The organism is Mycobacterium sp. IDUB_36 (assembly GCF_055419225.1).
This window is the reverse complement of record NZ_JBVAXH010000002.1, coordinates 963,396-979,780: the sequence shown is the minus strand read 5'-3', so window position 1 is coordinate 979,780 and position 16,385 is coordinate 963,396. Positions and strand designations below refer to the sequence as shown.

Below are 16,385 nucleotides of genomic sequence, written 5' to 3'. Positions count from 1 at the left end.
CGACACATGTCGACGTATCTGCAAGACAAGGTCATCATCGTCACCGGCGCCGCCAGCGGCTTCGGCACACTGATCTCGGAGAAGTGCGCGGCCGGTGGGGCGAAGGTGGTCGGGGTCGACATCAGCGTCGACGCCCTCAACGCCGTCTTCGAGGGCATTCGGGCCGCCGGCCACGACGGCACCAGCCACGTCGCCGACGTCGCCGACATGGGCCAGATGCAGGACGCAGCCCGCCACGCCGTCGACACCTACGGTCGCATCGACGTGATCGTCAACAACGCCGGCGTGATGCCCCTGGCGTTCTACGCCGACCACGCCCGGGCATGGGAGAAGTGGCACAAGGCAATCGACATCAACATCAAGGGTGTCGTGAACGGCATCTCCGCCGTCTACGACACGATGATCGCGCAGGGCCGGGGCCAGGTGGTCAACATCTCGTCCATCTACGGCAATGCCGGCACCGAAGGCTCCGGTGTCTACAGCGCGACGAAGGCCGCAGTCGACGCGCTCTCGGAATCACTGCGTGTCGAGGCGCAGGGCGTGATCAAGGTGACCACCGTCAAGCCGACCGGTGTCCTGGGAACGCATCTGGGCAGCTGGGTCGTCAACGAAGCGGCGATCATGGGCATCCTCGGGCAGAAGGGGGGCCGGTTCGCCGAGAACGTCACCAAGTTGCAGAGCGGCGCCCTCGAACCTTCACAGCTGGACGTGGACTCCGTCGGCTACTGGTTGATCACCCCCGACGACCTGACCGATGCGGTGCTCCACGTGATCGACCAACCGTGGGGCATCAACATCAGTGACGTGACGGTACGGGCCAGCGGCGAAAACTACGCCTACTGAGGCCCTTTCGCGGCACGATGGGTCACGGCATGATGGCGGTGCGCATCACTGGTTCAGCCACCGCCTGCCGACTCGACAAACCCCGACGCAGCGCGGCGAGCAGGGCATCACGTGTCTCGCCTGGGTCGATCAGCTCGTCGAAACCCATGTGCTCGGCCGAGCGGTAGGACGCTTGCAGCTCCGCGTCACGCAGCTTGGCCGTGAGGTCATCGCCGGCATGCGATGCCTTGCTCAGCGCCGCGGCGCTCATCGCACCCATGGTCGCTCCCGGATAGGCGAACGTGGCGCCCTGGCCGTCAAAACTCAACAGCGACATGACCATCGAGCCGAAGCCGTACGCCTTGCGCAGCGTGACGTGCAGCTTCACGGTGGTGGCGATCGTCTGAGCGACGAACATCCGCCCGCCGGCCCGCAGCACGCCGCTGCGTTCCGAGCGGCTGCCGGGCAGCATCCCCGGATTGTCGGCGAGAAACACGAGCGGCAGATGGAACGAGTCGGCCACCGTGATGAAGTGCGCCGCCTTGTCCGCGGCGTCGGCGTCGATGGAGCCGGCCAGCACCTGCGGTTGATTGGCCACCACCGCGACCGGGTGACCGCCGAGATGTGCCAGCGCACAGATGATCGCCTTACCGAATCGCGGTTGCACCTCGAACCAGTCCGACCGGTCGAACACCACATCGAGGACCGAACGCATGTCGTAGATCCGCCGGTTGTCGCGCGAGACGATCTCGACCAACTCCGGCGTCGGCCTCGGCGTCGTGGTTTCGTCGTCGGGTAGCGGCGACGGATACGACCAGGCGCTGGACGGGAAGTAGGACAGGTACCGACGGATGTCGTCGAGTACGGTCTCGTCGTCCTCGCCGACGTTGTGGATCACGCCGCTCGGCAACGCGACACCGGGTCCACCGAGGTCCTCCTTCGAAATGTCCTCTCCGGTTGACTCTTTGACGACGGGCGGCCCGGCGGTGAAGATCGCGCCCTGCGAGCTCATGATGCGGAAGTCGCAGACCGGCGCGACCAGCGCGCCGTGTCCGGCCGACGGGCCGAGAACCGCGGCGACGGTCGGGACTCGGCCCGAGCACTGTGCTTGGGCGAGCAGGTCGGTCGGTGAACGGCCGTAGTGCCCACCGGTCGGCCGAAAGCCCGCGCCCTCGAGCAGCATCACCAGCGGAACCTTGTCGCGCAGAGCCAGTTCGGCGATCCGGTAGCGCTTGGAGTTGCCGCCCGGCCCGATGCTGCCGGCCAGCGTGGTGAAGTCTTCGGCGCCGATCATCACCGGCGAGCCGTTGATCAAGCCGGATCCGACGACGATGCCATCAGCGGCCGTCTCGCCGCCGACCATGGTGCCGATTTCGCGGAACGTCCCCTTGTCGAGCAGGTGCTCGATGCGTCCGCGCGCATCGAGTTTGCCCTTGTCGTGGTGCTTGGCCACCCGCTCCGGGCCGCCCATCGCCCAGGTGTGCCGGCGGCGACGGGCAAGGTCGTCCAGCGTCTCGTCCCACTCGGGCGGCTTCGTCATCGGCACGTCCTCATCCGTCGGCGCGATTTACTGAAGTGCTTACTGTAGCGTCTGCGGGAGGTAGACGGCGAGAGGTGGTGCAGTGGGCATACGGCTGACGGAGGACGAGGCGTGGGACGTCGTGGAGTCGGCGCACACGGGCATTGTGACCACGCTGCGCCGCGACGGTATGCCGATTGCGCTTCCGGTGTGGTTCGCCGTCGATGACCGCACGATCATCCTGATGACTCCGGCCACCACCAAGAAGATCGCCCGTGTCCGGCGGGACCCGCGGGCGTCGTTCCTGGTGGAGTCCGGGGAGAAGTACGTCGAGCTGCGGGGAGTGCACTTCACCGGGCGCATCGAGATCGTCGACGACGCCGACGTCAGGGCCCGGATCGAAGCCGCGGTCAACGCCAAATACGCCGCCTTCCGGCCGGCCGCCGGAGCGTTGCCGGCGAAAGCGCAGGCGTTCTACGCCCAGCAGGCCTGCCTGCGCTTCGTGCCGGACGGGCGGATCCTGACATGGGACAACGCCCGGCTCGGGTTACCGAGGTCATGACGAAGTGGTTGTGCCGCAGAGCTTTTGCGCGTTCACGGGTGCGGACATTGACCCTACCGAATTGCTTACTGTAACTTCACGAGTATGACGCCGGCCCGCGCTGAGACCACCGGCCTGAAAATCGACGGCGGCATCTTCACCGACCTTGCCCGAGTTCCCGCCCTTGCCGGCGAACTCGAACAGCAGGGTTACGACGCCTGCTGGACCGGCGAGATCAACCACGATCCCTTCTTCCCGTTGTTGCTGGCAGCCGAACACACGTCCCGACTCGAACTGGGCACCAGCATCGCGGTGGCGTTCGCCCGCAATCCGATGACGGTTGCCAACGTGGGCTGGGATCTGCAGACCTATTCGCAGGGCCGCTTCATCCTGGGCCTGGGCACCCAGATCAAGCCGCACATCGAGAAGCGCTTCAGTATGCCGTGGAGTCGTCCGGTCGCCCGGATGCGCGAATTCGTGCTGGCGCTGCACGCGATTTGGTCGGCGTGGAACGACGGAACCCGACTGCGGTTCGAGGGTGAGTTCTACACCCACAAACTGATGACCCCGATGTTCACCCCTGAGCCGCAACCGTTTTCGGCACCGAGGATCTTCCTCGCCGCGGTCGGCGAGGCGATGACCGACATGTGCGGCGAGGTCGCCGACGGCCTGCTGGCCCACGCCTTCACCACCCGCCGGTATCTGCACGAGGTCACCGTGCCGGCGGTGCTGAGCGGCCTGCAGCGTTCGGGCCGCGATCGCAGCGCGTTCCAGGTGGCCTGCCCGGTATTCGTGGTGACCGGCGGCGACGAGGCCGAAATGGCCGCGGGCGCAGCCGGTGTCCGCAAGCAGATCGCGTTCTACGGATCGACGCCTGCCTACCGCAAAGTCTTGGAGTTGCACGGTTGGGGTGGCGTGGCGGACGACCTACATCGGCTGTCGCTGCAAGGCGAATGGGACGCGATGGCGACGCTGGTCGACGACGAGATCCTGAACGCGTTCGCCGTGGTCGCCACGACGGACAAGCTCGCCGCGGCGCTGAAGGACCGTTGCGACGGTGTCATCGATCGGGTGATGCCGTCGTTTCCCCGCACCCTGTCCGACGAGACCATCCGCGCGGTTTTGACCGAGTTGCGCCAATGAGGAGTTGCCGATGAGCACGCCGACGATCGATGAGGCCGGCAAGGTGTTCGCCGACCCGCAGGCCTACACCAACGAAACGACATTGCATGCGGCACTGTCGTATCTGCGAGCCAACGCGCCGGTGTCCCGAGTCGAGGTATCGAACTACAAGCCGTTCTGGGCGATCACCAGACACGCCGACATCATGGATATCGAGCGCAACAACATGTTGTTCACCAACTGGCCCCGCCCGGTGCTGACCACTACCGAGGGCGACGAGTTGCAGGCGGCCGCGGGCGTACGCACACTGATCCACCTCGACGACCCACAACACCGGGTGGTGCGCGCGATCGGTGGAGACTGGTTTCGGCCAAAGGCAATGCGCGCCCTGAAGATTCGCGTCGACAAACTGGCCAAGAATTACGTCGACAAGATGCTCAAGGTCGGTCCCGAATGCGACTTCGTCCAAGAGGTCGCGGTGAATTACCCGCTGTACGTGATCATGTCGCTGTTGGGGATACCGGAATCCGATTTCTCGCGCATGCTCACGCTGACGCAGGAGTTGTTCGGAAGCGACGACAGCGAATTCAGACGCGGCAGCAGCAACGAAGATCAGCTGCCGGCGCTGTTGGACATGTTCGGCTACTTCAACGGCGTCACAGCGTCGCGGCGTGAGCATCCGACCGAGGACCTGGCATCCGCCATCGCCAATGCGCGCATCGACGGCGAGCCACTGTCCGACATCGAGACGGTGTCGTACTACCTCATCGTCGCGACGGCCGGACACGACACCACGAGTGCAACCATCTCGGGGGGTCTGCATGCGCTGATCGACAACCCCGACCAACTCGACCGGTTGCGCGAGAACCTCGAACTCATGCCGCTGGCGACCGAAGAGATGATCCGGTGGACCACACCGGTCAAGGAATTCATGCGGACCGCCGCCGAGGACACCACCGTGCGCGGCGTACCGATCGCGGCGGGGGAGTCGCTGCTGTTGTCCTACGTCTCGGGCAACCGGGACGAGGACGTCTTCGCCGACCCGTTCCGCTTCGACGTCGGCCGCGAACCCAACAAGCATCTGGCGTTCGGTTACGGGGTGCACTTCTGTCTGGGCGCGGCGCTGGCCCGGATGGAGGTCAGCAGCTTCTTCGCCGAACTGGTGCCGCGACTGAAATCGATTGAGCTGACCGGCGATCCGGAGCACGTGGCGACCACCTTCGTCGGCGGGCTCAAGCACCTGCCGGTCCGCTACTCGTTGCGCTGACTAGGGCGCTTCATCGTCGTCGTCCTGGAGCAGTTTTTCCGGGTGGTGAAAGCTGTTGGTTCGGGGTTGGCGGTGGTCGAGGTGTGGTGGTGGGATCCATTCGGTGTGGCCGTGGGTGGTGTTGCGGGTGGTCCAGCCGTTTTCGGTGAGGTTGTGGTGGGGGCCGCAGGTCAGGGTCAGGCTGTTGATGTCGGTGACGGGGTTGGTGCGGTAGGGGTCGTTGTGGTGGACCTCGCAGAGGTAGGCCGGCAGGGTGCAGCCGGGGGAGGTGCAGCCACGATCGCGGGCGTGCAACATGATTCGTTGGGCGGGTGAGGCGAGACGGCGGGTGTGATAGAGCGCGAGGGCTTTGCCGTTGTTGAAGATGGCCAGGTAGTGATGGGCGTGGGAGCCGAGCCGGATCACGTCGGACATCGGCAGCAGTGTCCCGCCGCCGGTGAGCGCTTTACCGGCGCCTTGCTCGAGTTCGTGCAGGGTGGTGGTGACGATGATCGAGGTGGGTAGGCCGTGGTGCTGGCCCAACTCACCCGATGCCAGCAGTGCGCGGCAGGCCGCGAGCAGGGCGTCGTGGTGGCGCTGGCCCGCGGTGGGGTGTCGCCCTGGATGGCGTCCTGTGATGGGGTGCCGCTGATGCAGGGGTGTTCGTCGTCGGGGTTGCACATCCCGGGCGCGGCCAGCTTCGCGAAGACAGCGTCGAGGGTGGCGCGGGTTTCGGGGGTGAGCCACCCGCTGACCGGTGACATGCCGTCGATGTCTTGTTTCCCGATCGACAAGCCACGGCGGCGGGCGCGGTCGACGTCGGTGAAGTCACCGTCGGGGTTGAGGCAGTCCATCAACGTGTCGGCCAGTTTGGCGAGCTCGTCGGGTCGGTGTTCGAGGCTCAGCCGGGCTAGCTGCGCCTCAGCCCGCGCGCGGGTGTCGATGTCGACGACGTCGGGCAGCCGGTGGAAGAAGCTGCGGATCACCGCCACATGGCCTGGGCCCAGGTCGCCGTTGCGTTGGGCGTCCGCGGTCGCCGCCAGCACCGGCGCCAACGGTTCACCGTTGAACGCCCGCCGCTCACCGAGATCGGCGGCCTCATGGATCCGCCGCGACGCCTCAGCGCGGCTGATCCGTAACCGGTTGGCCAGCACCGCCGCCGGTTTGCCGCCCAACACAACCGGGTCTTCCCCGACCAGCTCGTTGATCAGCGCATGCTCGACGGCAGGCTGAAGCCGGCGGAACCCTTCGAAGCGCTCCAGCACCCTGAGCCGTTCAGGTGTGGTCAGCGTGTCGAAGCTCAGGTCCAGGGCGCGTTTGTAGGCGGCGTCGAGCGCGTCGAGAACCTCGACGATCTCCTCACGGCCATTAGAACGCATGTTCGAATGATAACCAACCCGTCCGACAACTGCAGAAAGTTATACACAGGGCGAAACCACAGTGACGCAAGTGAATTCAGGAGTACGCACGACACCGTTCGAGAAGGATCTCGGCCAGCCGTCGCGGCTCGCTGATCATCAAGTCGTGGCAGGTGTCGATCGGGATCAACGTGTCGACGCCACCCAACGCGGCGATGCTGCGCATCTGCGTTCGCCGAAACAACGCATGGTCGCGCAGGGTGAGGATCCAGGTTCGCGGGATGTCATCGGGCAGGCCGCTCCGATCGACCGCTTCGGCGATCACCGTCACCGCCTCGGGGTGGATCCGCGACAGTGTGAAGCGGCGCTGCTCTCGCGTCATACCGTTACAGAAGATCAAGGCGCTGAGCAGGTTTGGCGTTGTCGACGGGGGCGTCCGCAACCGCACCGCGCGACGCACATACCAGGCCAGCGGGCCGACCAGGGTGTCGACGATCGCCGAACCCTGCACCGGCAGACACGACGCCGCCAAGACCATCTCCCGCACCCGCGACGGCCCCAGCGCGGCGACGATGCCGGGCACCGTCAAGCCGGCCAGTGAATGGCCCACCACGATCACCTGGCCCAGGCCAGCCGCCTCGACCTGCTCCACGGCCGACCGGACGCAATCGGCAATGCTGACCGTCGTCAGATCCCCGGGCGTCGAGCCATGACCCGGCATGTCGACGGCCAGCACCGGCAGCGACGGTGCCAGATGGCGCAGTTCGTCGACGGTGAGGTCCCAGCAATCCGCCGAGTGTTCGCCACCGTGAACCAATACCAGGGCCGGCGACCGCAGGTTATTCGATTCCGAAATCGATGATCCCGCGGACGATCTCACCGTTGAGCAGATCGGCGTAGGCGTCGTTGATGTCGTCGAGTCGATACCGCTTGGTGATCATCTCGTCGAGCATCAGTTGACCGGATTGATACAGCCGCGCCAACCGGTCGATGTCGGCCTTCGGATTGCACGAGCCGAAGATGGTGCCTGCCAACGTCTTGTTCATCAGGATGAAGTCCTGCAGGTTGATCTTGACCGAGTGGGTCAGCTGCGACGTCATCCCGGTGAGCACGCAGGTGCCGCCCTTGCGGGTGAGGGCCACCCCGTCGCGGACGTCTTCGCGGGCCACCAACGACGGCGAGACCACCACAGCATCGGCCATCACGCCGAGTGTCAGGCCGCGCACCAGATCCATTGCCTCGTCGGCCGATCCGGCGGTGTGCGTCGCACCGAACCGCAACGCCGATTTCTGTTTGAACTCAACGGGATCGACCGCGACGATCTGCGCTGCACCGTTGATCCTCGCGCTCTGGATCGCGGCGGTGCCGATGCCGCCGACGCCGATCACCACGACGGTGTCGCCGGCGCGCATGTTGGAGCGGTTGGACACCGACCCGAAGCCCGTCGGGATCGCGCACGACAACAGCGCGCTGGGCGCCAGCGGCAAATGCTGCTCGATCTTCACCAACGACTTCGTGGACGCCACGGTGTGCTCGGCGAAAGTGCCGACCTTGGCGAGATGGCCGAGGTCCCGCCCGTCGAAGGTGTGATGGCGAAACGTGCCGTCGGTGGGCATGCCCGGGACCATGGTGCCGATGCCGGCGTCGCAAATGTATTCGGCTCCGGTTGCGCACCAACGGCATTGGCCGCAGACCGCCACGAACGACATCACCACATGGTCGCCCGGGGCGAACTCCGTGACGCCGTCGCCGACCTCTTCGACGATGCCCGAACCTTCGTGCCCACCGATCATGGGGAACATGGTCGGCAACCCCATCGCCTTCATCACCTCGTTGGGCGCGGACATGTCGCCCTTGAGGATGTGGTCGTCGGAGTGGCACAGCCCGGCGGCGGCCATTTTGACCAGCACTTCGCCCGCCTTCGGCGGATCCAGCTCGAATTCCTCGACGGACCACGGCCCGCCGACGTCATGCAGGATCGCGGCGCGGCTCTTCACGACACCGGGGTGAAGGTGACGGGCAGACTGTTGGGCGAGCGGAACGTGACTCCGACAATCCGGGTCTCGTCGTCGGGTTCCAGCCGAAGATTCTCGACCCGGTCGAGCAGGCTGTCCAACATCACCCGAGTCTCCAAGCGCGCCAAGTGCATTCCCAGACACATGTGCGTGCCGCCGGCAAAGGCGATGTGCGACTGGCGCGGCCGCTGGATGTCGAAGGTGTCCGCATTCGGCCAGCGGGTCTCGTCACGGTTGGCCGACCCCATGCACAGGTCGATCTGGGCACCGGCGGGAATCGTCGTGCCACTGATCTCGACGTCGCGGGTGGTGGTGCGCATGACCATCGTCAGCGGGGTCTCGACCCGCAGCCCTTCCTCCATGGCGGCCGGGATCAAAGACCGGTCCTGCTGGACCATTGCCAGCTGCTCGGGATGGGTCAGCAGCAGATAGAGCAGGTTGCCCGACGACCGGTATGTGGTCTCCAGACCGGCGGGCAGCAACAGGCGCAGGAACGCGATGATCGCCTCATCGTCAAGCCGCTCGCCGTCGATTTCGGCGGTGCAGAGGTCGCCGATGATGTCGTTGGTCGGCTTCTTGCGACGCTGCTCGACCTGATCGGAGAAGTAGGTGTGCAGTTCGTTGGCCGCGATCAACCCCGCCTCGATGTCCGTCTGGATCGAGATGAGACCGAGCGACAGCCGCCGGAACATGTCGAGGTCCTCACGCGGCAACCCGAGCAGCTCGGAGATGATCCGGGTGGGGAACTCGAAGGTCAGCGCCTTCACCAAGTCGGCGTGGCCGTCGGCCTTGATCTCGTCGACCAACTGGTTGCAGACGGGAGCGATGACCGACGGCTCCCAGCGTTCCAGCGCGGTGGCCCGGAAGGCTTTGGCCACCAGACTGCGGTGGTCGTGATGCTCCTTGCCCTCCATCGCCAGGATGGTGTGCCCCATCACCAAGCCGATCGTCTTGTCGTACGCGGCGGAGGTGAAGGCCTTCTCGTCACGGAAGGCCTGGAAGACCCCGTCGTAGCCGAACAGCACCCACTCGTCGTCCGCCTTCAGTTCTGGCGGCAGCATCTCGATGTCCATGAAGGTGCCGTGGAACACCGGGTCGGTGCGCCGCATGTACTCGAAGAACGGATAGGGGCTGGTCTCGCCGGTGGTGTCGAGGACGACGGGCTGGTCCCCAACATCGGATTGTTCGGTACGCAGCGTCATTGCCGCTCCTTCGTGACCGGGAATTTCGCTATCATAATATAGATAGCAACGAAGCCCAATGGCTTGTGGCGGTTACCGTAACGAGGACAGTATTAACTGTGGCTGAACGTCGGCTTGTGTGTTCGCTCGACGACTTGCCGCCGGGCGCGATGAAGCTGGTGGACGTCGGAAAATTCGGTGTCGGGGTGTACAACGTCGCCGGTTCGCTGCACGCGATCGTCAACTACTGCTCGCACGAGGGCGCGCCGCTGTGCGAGGGCCTGATCGGCGGCACCAACGAATGGGCGCCCGACGAGCCGGGCGGGCTGCGCCGGGTGCGTGACGGTCAGATTCTCCGATGCCCGTGGCACAACTGGGAATTCGATGTCACCACCGGACAGAATCTGGCCGACCCCAAGCGACGGGTTCGAACCTACGACGTCGACATCGCCGACGGGAAGGTGTACCTGACCGCATGATCATCGACGCGAACGTTCAGCCGCATTTCCGCTATAACGCCGAGGTCAGGCGCTATCTGCCCGCCGCCCACAAGCTGCGGTCCATCCCCGACGTCGAGTCCCAGTGGTATCAGGCGCCGGGCGGAAACTACCGCCAGGACCTCTACGGCGACCACTATCCCGGGTCCGACCGCGACACCGTTGCCCACCACCTCTTCGACGAGGCCGGCGTCGACTACGCGGTGCTGAACCCGTCGACCCGCGGCAACATCGCCGACTATCTCCTGAACAGCCGGATCTGCGCCGCGGTCAACGACTGGCTGCTGGACCGCTGGCTGGAGCCCGACACCAGCAATCGCTTCCGCGGCACCATCAGGGTCAACCCGGAAGACCCCCGCGGCGCGGTCGCCGAGATCGAACGCCTGGCCGCTCATCCCAAGCTGGTACAGGTCGGCGTGCCGATGCAATCCCGAGAGCCCTACGGCAAGCCGATGTTCGAACCGATCTGGGAGGCGGCCGCCGCCCACGGACTCCCCGTCGCCGTCCACATCAACGGCGGCAACGGTGTCGACTACGCGCCCACGTTCGCGGGCCACGCCGGCACCTACCCCGGCTACGCGGCCTTCATGCCGCTGAACTACTTCGTCCACCTGGCGACGCTGATCGTCGAGGGTATGTTCGGTCGTCATCCCGATCTGAGGTTCGTTTTCGCCGACGGCGGATACGACATCCTGACGCCCCTGATGTGGCGACTGGACACGTTCTGGCTGTCGATGCGCGACCAGACCCCCTGGGTCGACCGCTATCCGAGCGATTACCTGCCGGCTCACGTCCGCTTCTGCACGTCGTCCCTGGACGGGCCCACCGATCTCGCCCGGGCCCAGCGCTGGATGGAGTTCTCCGGCAAGAGCGATCTGGTGATGTACGGGTCGGCCTACCCGCACTGGTCGACGACGTCACCCGCGGATGCCGCCGACGGGTTGGACGATGCGCAGCGCGACAAGGTGTTGTGGCGCAATGCCGCCGAGCTCTACGGGCTCACCGCGCCGGCGGAGAGGAGTGGCAGATGACCATCACCGAGCGGGCCGAACCGCACCTGGCGCACGACGAGATCGCGGTCGCCATCGTCGACACCGACGTGCATCCGATGCCGGTCTCGACCGACGTCCTGAAGTCCTACGCGCCGCCGGAGTGGGTCGACAAGATCTGGCCGACCGGCAACGCCGTCACGCCGCTGCCGCATTTCTACGACACTCCGGATTCCTACAAGACGATGTCCATGCGGGTCGACGCGGCGCCGCCCGGCGGTGGCTTCGCCGGCACCGATCCCGACTACGCGGCCCAGCAGCTACTCGTCGGCGCCGGCGTGGGTATCGCGACGCTGGAACCGATGTGCGACGCGCAACTCCCGCAAGCCGAACACGTGCTGAAGTCGACCTACAACAACTGGCTCGCCGACGTGTGGCTGGGCCGCAACAACGCGCACGGCCGCTGGCGTGGCTCGATCAGCGTCAGCGCGCAGGTGCCGGATTCGGCCGCCCGCGAGATCGAGCGTTGGGCGGGACATCCGTACATGGCGCAGGTGCTGATGACGCCGCAGACCCGCGGAATCCCGTTCGGCAACCCGCATTTCGACCCGATCTACGCGGCCGCCTCGGCCCACGGGTTGCCGGTGGCCACCCACCTGATGGGACAGACGCCGTTCGAGCTCATTCCGCTGTACCCGGTCGGCAATCCGGCCCACTGGCACGACTTCTTCGCGTCCTGGCCGTTGTTGTACGTCTCGCATCTGATGAGCCTGGTCTTCGACGGGGCCTTCGACCGGCACCCCGACCTCCGGGTGGTCTTCGTCGAGGGCGGTTTCACCTGGGCCATGCCGGTGATGTCGCGGATGGACCGGATCTGGGAGGCGCGCCGCGCCGACCTGCCGCACGTTCGGCGGCGGCCGTCGGAGTACGTCCGCGAACACGTCCGGTTCACCACCCAGCCGTTGGAGGACACCGACGTCACGCAGTTCCGCGACTACGTCGAGATGATGGACCTCGGCGACAACCTGATGTTTTCGACGGACTATCCGCACTGGAGTTACGACGCGCCGAACTACGCCATCAACCGATTCCCGGCGGCACAGCGTGAGCGGATCATGCGCGGCAACGCCACCGCGCTGTACGGCCTGCCGCCGACTGTGAAAGCTCTACCCGGTGAACGGGCTGCGGCCGACGCCGGCCGCGAGTGACCACCGCGAGTCGAGGGCCGTATCACCAACGGCTTAAATAGGGTTACCTAACTACGCCGGAGGACGAGGTATGACGACCGAGACCGATCGCGCCGAAGCCACCCGGCCCCGCGGAATCAGCCGAATCGACCCGGCGCTGCGCGATGCCGCGGCCACGTCGGAGATCGTCGAATTCCAGGCGGACTCGTTGCCGGCCGAGCGCGCGCGGGTCGACCGGGCGGCAGCCGATCGCGCCGCGGCCGCCGACACCGCCGACGTGCAGGTCGAGGATCGGGCCATCGACGGACCGGGCGGTGAACGACTGGGAATTCGCCTGTACCGCGGTCCGGCCAGTTCGCCGGCGCCCCTGGTGATCTACGCCCACGGTGGCGGCTTTGTCACCGGAAACCTCGACACCGACCACGTGCACTGCGTGCAGCTGGCCCGCGAGGGACGATGCCTGGTGGTGTCGGTGGACTACCGGCTGGCGCCCGAGCATCCCTGCCCTGCTGCGCTGGACGACGTCGACGCCGCGTTCCGCTACGTGGTGGAGCAGGGCGCGGATCTCGATGTCGACGGCAGCCGGGTTGTGGTGATGGGCCGTGACGCGGGGGCGGCGCTGGTTGCCGCACTCGCGCAGCGCAACTTCGATTCCGAGGGCCCGGCGATTCTGGCGCAGGTGTTGCACCAGCCGATGCTGGACTGCGACGCGACTCCGTCGCGACGGGAATTCCAGCAGACACCGGGACTCAACGGTCCGGCGGTGAGCCGGGCCTGGAACCACTATCTGGGGCACGGCGCCGCGACCGCCGAGCACGTTCCGGCGCACCGGGCGAACCTCGAGGGCCTGCCGCCGGCCTTCATCAGTTGCGCGGAGATCGACCCGTGCCGTGACGAGGCGATCGATTACGCCAACCGTCTGCTGCACGCTTTCGTGCACACCGAACTGCACGTGGTCGCAGCGACGTTCCACGGGTTCGACTCGGTAGTGCCGGACTGGGTGGTGTCCCAGGAGAGCACCGCGCTGCACTCGCGGACGCTGCGGAGATCCTTTGCGCTCTAGTTAGATCGGGTCGAACTTGGTGATCATCCAGGCGTCGTGCAGCTTGTTCAGCGTGACCAGGACGGCGCTGGATGCCATCGCGGGGTCGGGGCGTTCCTTGCTGACGGTCGCTTGGTTGACGAAGATCAGCACGACCGCTGAATCAGGATGCAATTCCTTGGCTCCGGCACCGACGACCTGAGCGGTGGTCTTCACGCCTTTGGATTGCGCGGCCGGCGCGATGACATCCTTGGTGAACTTTTCGTAGTAATTCGCGAAATCCCCAGCGAGGTGGGACTTGGCTGCCGCGAAGTCCTGGTCGAGAGTCTCCGGCTTGTAGGTCAGTAGCGCCGTGGTGCCGTCCCGGGCGGCCGTGACGGCGCTCTGCTCGACGGCATGGTCGACCAGCGCGTCCGGTCGGTACTGCGAGAAATACACCCATGCGGCCAGGCCACCCGCCGCGATCAGACTCAGTACCAGTGCCAGCGGGATGACGGGCAGCCCGCGGCGCCGAGCCGCCGCGGGCGTGACGTCGGCGTCCGCTGTGGCCGTCTCGTCGCTGTCGGCGGCTTTGTCGATTTCGACGCCTTCGGTTGCCTCGACGTCGGGCGTGGTCTCCTCGTCACTCACAGCACGAACTCCACTTTCGAAAGCTTCAACTGATCACCCTCGTGGACCACCGACACCTTGAACCGGAAGGTCCGCGGCTGGTCCTTGGCTCCGGCCGCGTTGGTGACCCGCTCGTTGGCCAGCACCAGGACGACGGCCGAATCCTTGTTCATCGACTCCACCGCTGCGGCGGCCACCGTTCCCTCGGCCACCGCCTTGGTGTCTTTGACGACGGACGCGAAATCCTCTGCGGTCTTCTGGAATTGGTCCCGGAAGTCACCGGTGGCACTGTCCAGGATTCGTTGGACGTCTTCCTTCGACCTCTTGAAATCCAGTGACGTCAGGTTGACGATGCCTTGCCGGGCGGTGGCGATGTAGGCCTCCGCTTGCCGCCGCTCGTCGAGGGTCTTCTGGTGTTGCCACATCATCCATCCGCTCACGCCGAGCAGTCCGACGATCGCGACGGCCGCGGCGATGCCCAGGGCCTGCCGAACGCTCGGCCGCCGGCGTGCCGGCTCGGTCTCGGTGGCGGCTTCGGACGTTTCCGGGCTGTCGGCCGACTGGTCGACCGCTTCGGTGGCATCCGGGGTTTCGCCGGCGGCGCCGGTGTCGGCTTCCGCCTGAGTCTCGGTGGCCGCCTCGGCTTCAGTCGCTGTGGCCGTCTCGGTCGCTGTGGCCGTCTGAGAAGCGACGTCGGCAGCGGCGGCTTCGGCAGCGGTCTCAGCCTCTGCTTTGGCCTGCGCCTCGCGCCGCAGCTTGATGGCGCGGGCGCGGGCACGCGCGGCCGCGGCGAGCGCCTCGGCCTCAGCGGCTTCGGCCTCGGCTTCCTCGGCCAGCGCCAGCGCGTCGGCCTTCGCTTTGGCGGGATCCTGCGGGCCGTCGACCTCGTCAGCCATGGTGTCCACGACTTCTCAACGTCATTATCGATTGAACTCCGGTATCTCTTACGGTATTGGTCATTGCTACCATCGGGTCACCGCGACCAGCGACTGGGACGCACGGCCAGGAAGGTCTTCGCCAACATCATGACTGCCGTCGATTCCCCCGAAAAGATACTCTTCGCCAACACCACCCAAGCATTTCTGCAAAAAGAGGTCCCGTTGACGCGGGTGCGGGGATTGCACTCCGACGGGGTGTCCTTCGAGTCGGCCTGGTGGCGGCGTGCCGCCGAACTGGGGTGGACGGCGTTGCTGGTTCCCGAGGAGCTCGGTGGCGGCAGTGTCTCGGGCGACGGCTTCGCCGACCTGGCGATGGTCGCCGAACAACTCGGCAAGACGGTGGCGCCGGGCCCGCTGTTTCCGGTCAGCACTGTGCTTGCGGCGCTGGTGGATTCCGTCGAGCCGCAAGCCCATGCGGACACCATCGAGGCGCTGATCGGCGGCGAAGCCGTCGCCTCCTGGGCGGTGTACGAGCCTGGCCGGGGATGGGCGCCGGATGAGCCCACGGTGACAGCGACCGCGACCGAGTCGGGTTACCGCATCGACGGCGTCAAGGACCGCGTCGAGGCCGGCGCGCAGAGCGATCTGCTGCTCGTGGTCGCCCGCACCGACGAGGGCCCACGCCAATTCCTGGTGCCCACCGACGCATCCGGCGTGCATGTCGAACCACAGCAATCGATCGACATGGTCAAGCAGTACGCCCGCGTGCAATTCGACGGTGTCGAGGTCGAGCGCGGTGCGGCGGTGGACGGGCCGGCCGATCTGATCGACCGGCAGAGCCAGATCGCCCAGGTGCTGCAGTGCGCCGAGGTGGTCGGCATTCTGCAGACGGTCTTCGACTTCACCGTGACCTGGGCCCTGGACCGGCACAGCTTCGGCCGCCCGCTCGCGTCGTACCAGGCGCTCAAGCACCGCTTCGCGGACATGAAGATGTGGTTGGAGGCGTGCCGCGCGACAACCGGCACCGCGGTCGCGGCCATCTCGACGCGGGCTCCCGATGCGTCACTGTTGGCCAGCGTCGCCACGTCGTACGTGGGTGAGATGGCCACCGAGATCATCCAGGCGTGCGTGCAGATGCACGGCGGAATCGGCGTCACCTGGGAACACGATCTGCACCTGTACCTTCGGCGAGCGGCGTTGTACCGCTCCATGTTCGGCACACCGGAGGAGCACAACCTTCGGGTGTATGCGTTGCAGGAGGCGGGACAGCAGGCGCCGAGGTCCGCGTGACGACATCGCACACCGGCACCGCCGCGACCGTGGCGGCCGAACCCATCGACGAGTTCCGGGCCCGGGCGCGGACCTGGCTGGCCGAGAAC

Annotated in this window: 15 protein-coding genes and 1 pseudogene; 9 read left to right on the top strand and 7 right to left on the bottom strand. The window is 66.2% G+C overall.

What is annotated here, in order from left to right; translation table 11 throughout:
* The first annotated feature begins 6 nt into the window (after nucleotides 1-6).
* Complete coding sequence (locus tag ACZYW1_RS22780; RefSeq protein ID WP_463788710.1) at nucleotides 7-843, top strand: SDR family oxidoreductase; 837 nt, start codon at nucleotides 7-9, stop codon at nucleotides 841-843.
* Between the two features lie 22 nt (nucleotides 844-865).
* Here ACZYW1_RS22780 and ACZYW1_RS22775 read toward each other — a convergent pair whose 3' ends face one another.
* Nucleotides 866-2,362 carry an acyl-CoA carboxylase subunit beta gene (locus ACZYW1_RS22775; protein ID WP_463788709.1) on the bottom strand — a complete coding sequence of 499 codons (1,497 nt, stop codon included), beginning with the start codon at nucleotides 2,360-2,362 and terminating at the stop codon, nucleotides 866-868.
* A gap of 82 nt (nucleotides 2,363-2,444) precedes the next feature.
* On the opposite strand from ACZYW1_RS22775, the gene ACZYW1_RS22770 reads away from it, so the two are divergent.
* The 3 genes from ACZYW1_RS22770 to ACZYW1_RS22760 all read left to right on the top strand — a co-directional run bounded on the left by ACZYW1_RS22770 (nucleotide 2,445) and on the right by ACZYW1_RS22760 (nucleotide 5,271).
* The gene (locus ACZYW1_RS22770; protein ID WP_463788708.1) at nucleotides 2,445-2,903 is read left to right on the top strand and encodes a pyridoxamine 5'-phosphate oxidase family protein; all 459 of its coding nucleotides are present in this window, start codon (nucleotides 2,445-2,447) and stop codon (nucleotides 2,901-2,903) included.
* Between the two features lie 84 nt (nucleotides 2,904-2,987).
* Nucleotides 2,988-4,025, top strand: coding sequence for an LLM class F420-dependent oxidoreductase (locus tag ACZYW1_RS22765; protein WP_463788707.1), 1,038 nt, complete (start codon nucleotides 2,988-2,990; stop codon nucleotides 4,023-4,025).
* 10 nt (nucleotides 4,026-4,035) lie between these two features.
* Nucleotides 4,036-5,271: a cytochrome P450 gene (locus ACZYW1_RS22760; RefSeq protein ID WP_463788706.1), complete on the top strand. Its 1,236-nt coding sequence runs from the start codon at nucleotides 4,036-4,038 to the stop codon at nucleotides 5,269-5,271.
* Here ACZYW1_RS22760 and ACZYW1_RS22755 read toward each other — a convergent pair.
* From ACZYW1_RS22755 to ACZYW1_RS22740, 4 genes and pseudogenes are all read right to left on the bottom strand, one after another.
* Nucleotides 5,272-6,629: pseudogene (locus ACZYW1_RS22755) on the bottom strand (HNH endonuclease signature motif containing protein).
* Between the two features lie 76 nt (nucleotides 6,630-6,705).
* Nucleotides 6,706-7,425, bottom strand: a complete 720-nt coding sequence (locus ACZYW1_RS22750) for an alpha/beta fold hydrolase (RefSeq protein WP_463788705.1) — start codon at nucleotides 7,423-7,425, stop codon at nucleotides 6,706-6,708.
* A 22-nt stretch (nucleotides 7,426-7,447) separates the two neighbouring features.
* Nucleotides 7,448-8,605 carry a Zn-dependent alcohol dehydrogenase gene (locus ACZYW1_RS22745; RefSeq protein ID WP_463788704.1) on the bottom strand — a complete coding sequence of 386 codons (1,158 nt, stop codon included), beginning with the start codon at nucleotides 8,603-8,605 and terminating at the stop codon, nucleotides 7,448-7,450.
* Nucleotides 8,602-9,825 carry a cytochrome P450 gene (locus ACZYW1_RS22740; protein WP_463788703.1) on the bottom strand — a complete coding sequence of 408 codons (1,224 nt, stop codon included), beginning with the start codon at nucleotides 9,823-9,825 and terminating at the stop codon, nucleotides 8,602-8,604. The genes ACZYW1_RS22745 and ACZYW1_RS22740 overlap by 4 nt, the downstream gene beginning before the upstream one ends.
* 98 nt (nucleotides 9,826-9,923) lie before the next feature.
* On the opposite strand from ACZYW1_RS22740, the gene ACZYW1_RS22735 reads away from it, so the two are divergent.
* From ACZYW1_RS22735 to ACZYW1_RS22720, 4 genes are all read left to right on the top strand, one after another.
* Entirely contained in the window at nucleotides 9,924-10,283 is a 360-nt protein-coding gene (locus ACZYW1_RS22735; protein WP_293001820.1) for a Rieske (2Fe-2S) protein, read from the top strand.
* On the top strand, nucleotides 10,280-11,332 hold the full coding sequence (locus ACZYW1_RS22730; protein ID WP_463788701.1) for an amidohydrolase family protein: 1,053 nt from the start codon (nucleotides 10,280-10,282) through the stop codon (nucleotides 11,330-11,332). The genes ACZYW1_RS22735 and ACZYW1_RS22730 overlap by 4 nt, the downstream gene beginning before the upstream one ends.
* Nucleotides 11,329-12,498 carry an amidohydrolase family protein gene (locus tag ACZYW1_RS22725; RefSeq protein WP_463788700.1) on the top strand — a complete coding sequence of 390 codons (1,170 nt, stop codon included), beginning with the start codon at nucleotides 11,329-11,331 and terminating at the stop codon, nucleotides 12,496-12,498. Before ACZYW1_RS22730 ends, ACZYW1_RS22725 begins: the two co-directional genes overlap by 4 nt.
* A 70-nt stretch (nucleotides 12,499-12,568) precedes the next feature.
* Complete coding sequence (locus ACZYW1_RS22720; RefSeq protein ID WP_463788699.1) at nucleotides 12,569-13,540, top strand: alpha/beta hydrolase; 972 nt, start codon at nucleotides 12,569-12,571, stop codon at nucleotides 13,538-13,540.
* Here ACZYW1_RS22720 and ACZYW1_RS22715 read toward each other — a convergent pair whose 3' ends face one another.
* Together ACZYW1_RS22715 and ACZYW1_RS22710 are read right to left on the bottom strand one after the other, a co-directional pair.
* Nucleotides 13,541-14,149, bottom strand: coding sequence for a hypothetical protein (locus ACZYW1_RS22715; protein ID WP_463788698.1), 609 nt, complete (start codon nucleotides 14,147-14,149; stop codon nucleotides 13,541-13,543). It lies immediately after the preceding gene.
* Nucleotides 14,146-15,024, bottom strand: a complete 879-nt coding sequence (locus ACZYW1_RS22710) for a hypothetical protein (protein ID WP_463788697.1) — start codon at nucleotides 15,022-15,024, stop codon at nucleotides 14,146-14,148. Before ACZYW1_RS22710 ends, ACZYW1_RS22715 begins: the two co-directional genes overlap by 4 nt.
* Before the next feature lie 129 nt (nucleotides 15,025-15,153).
* Between ACZYW1_RS22710 and ACZYW1_RS22705 the strand changes: the two genes are divergently transcribed.
* Complete coding sequence (locus tag ACZYW1_RS22705; RefSeq protein ID WP_463788696.1) at nucleotides 15,154-16,296, top strand: acyl-CoA dehydrogenase family protein; 1,143 nt, start codon at nucleotides 15,154-15,156, stop codon at nucleotides 16,294-16,296.
* The last annotated feature ends 89 nt before the right edge of the window (nucleotides 16,297-16,385 follow it).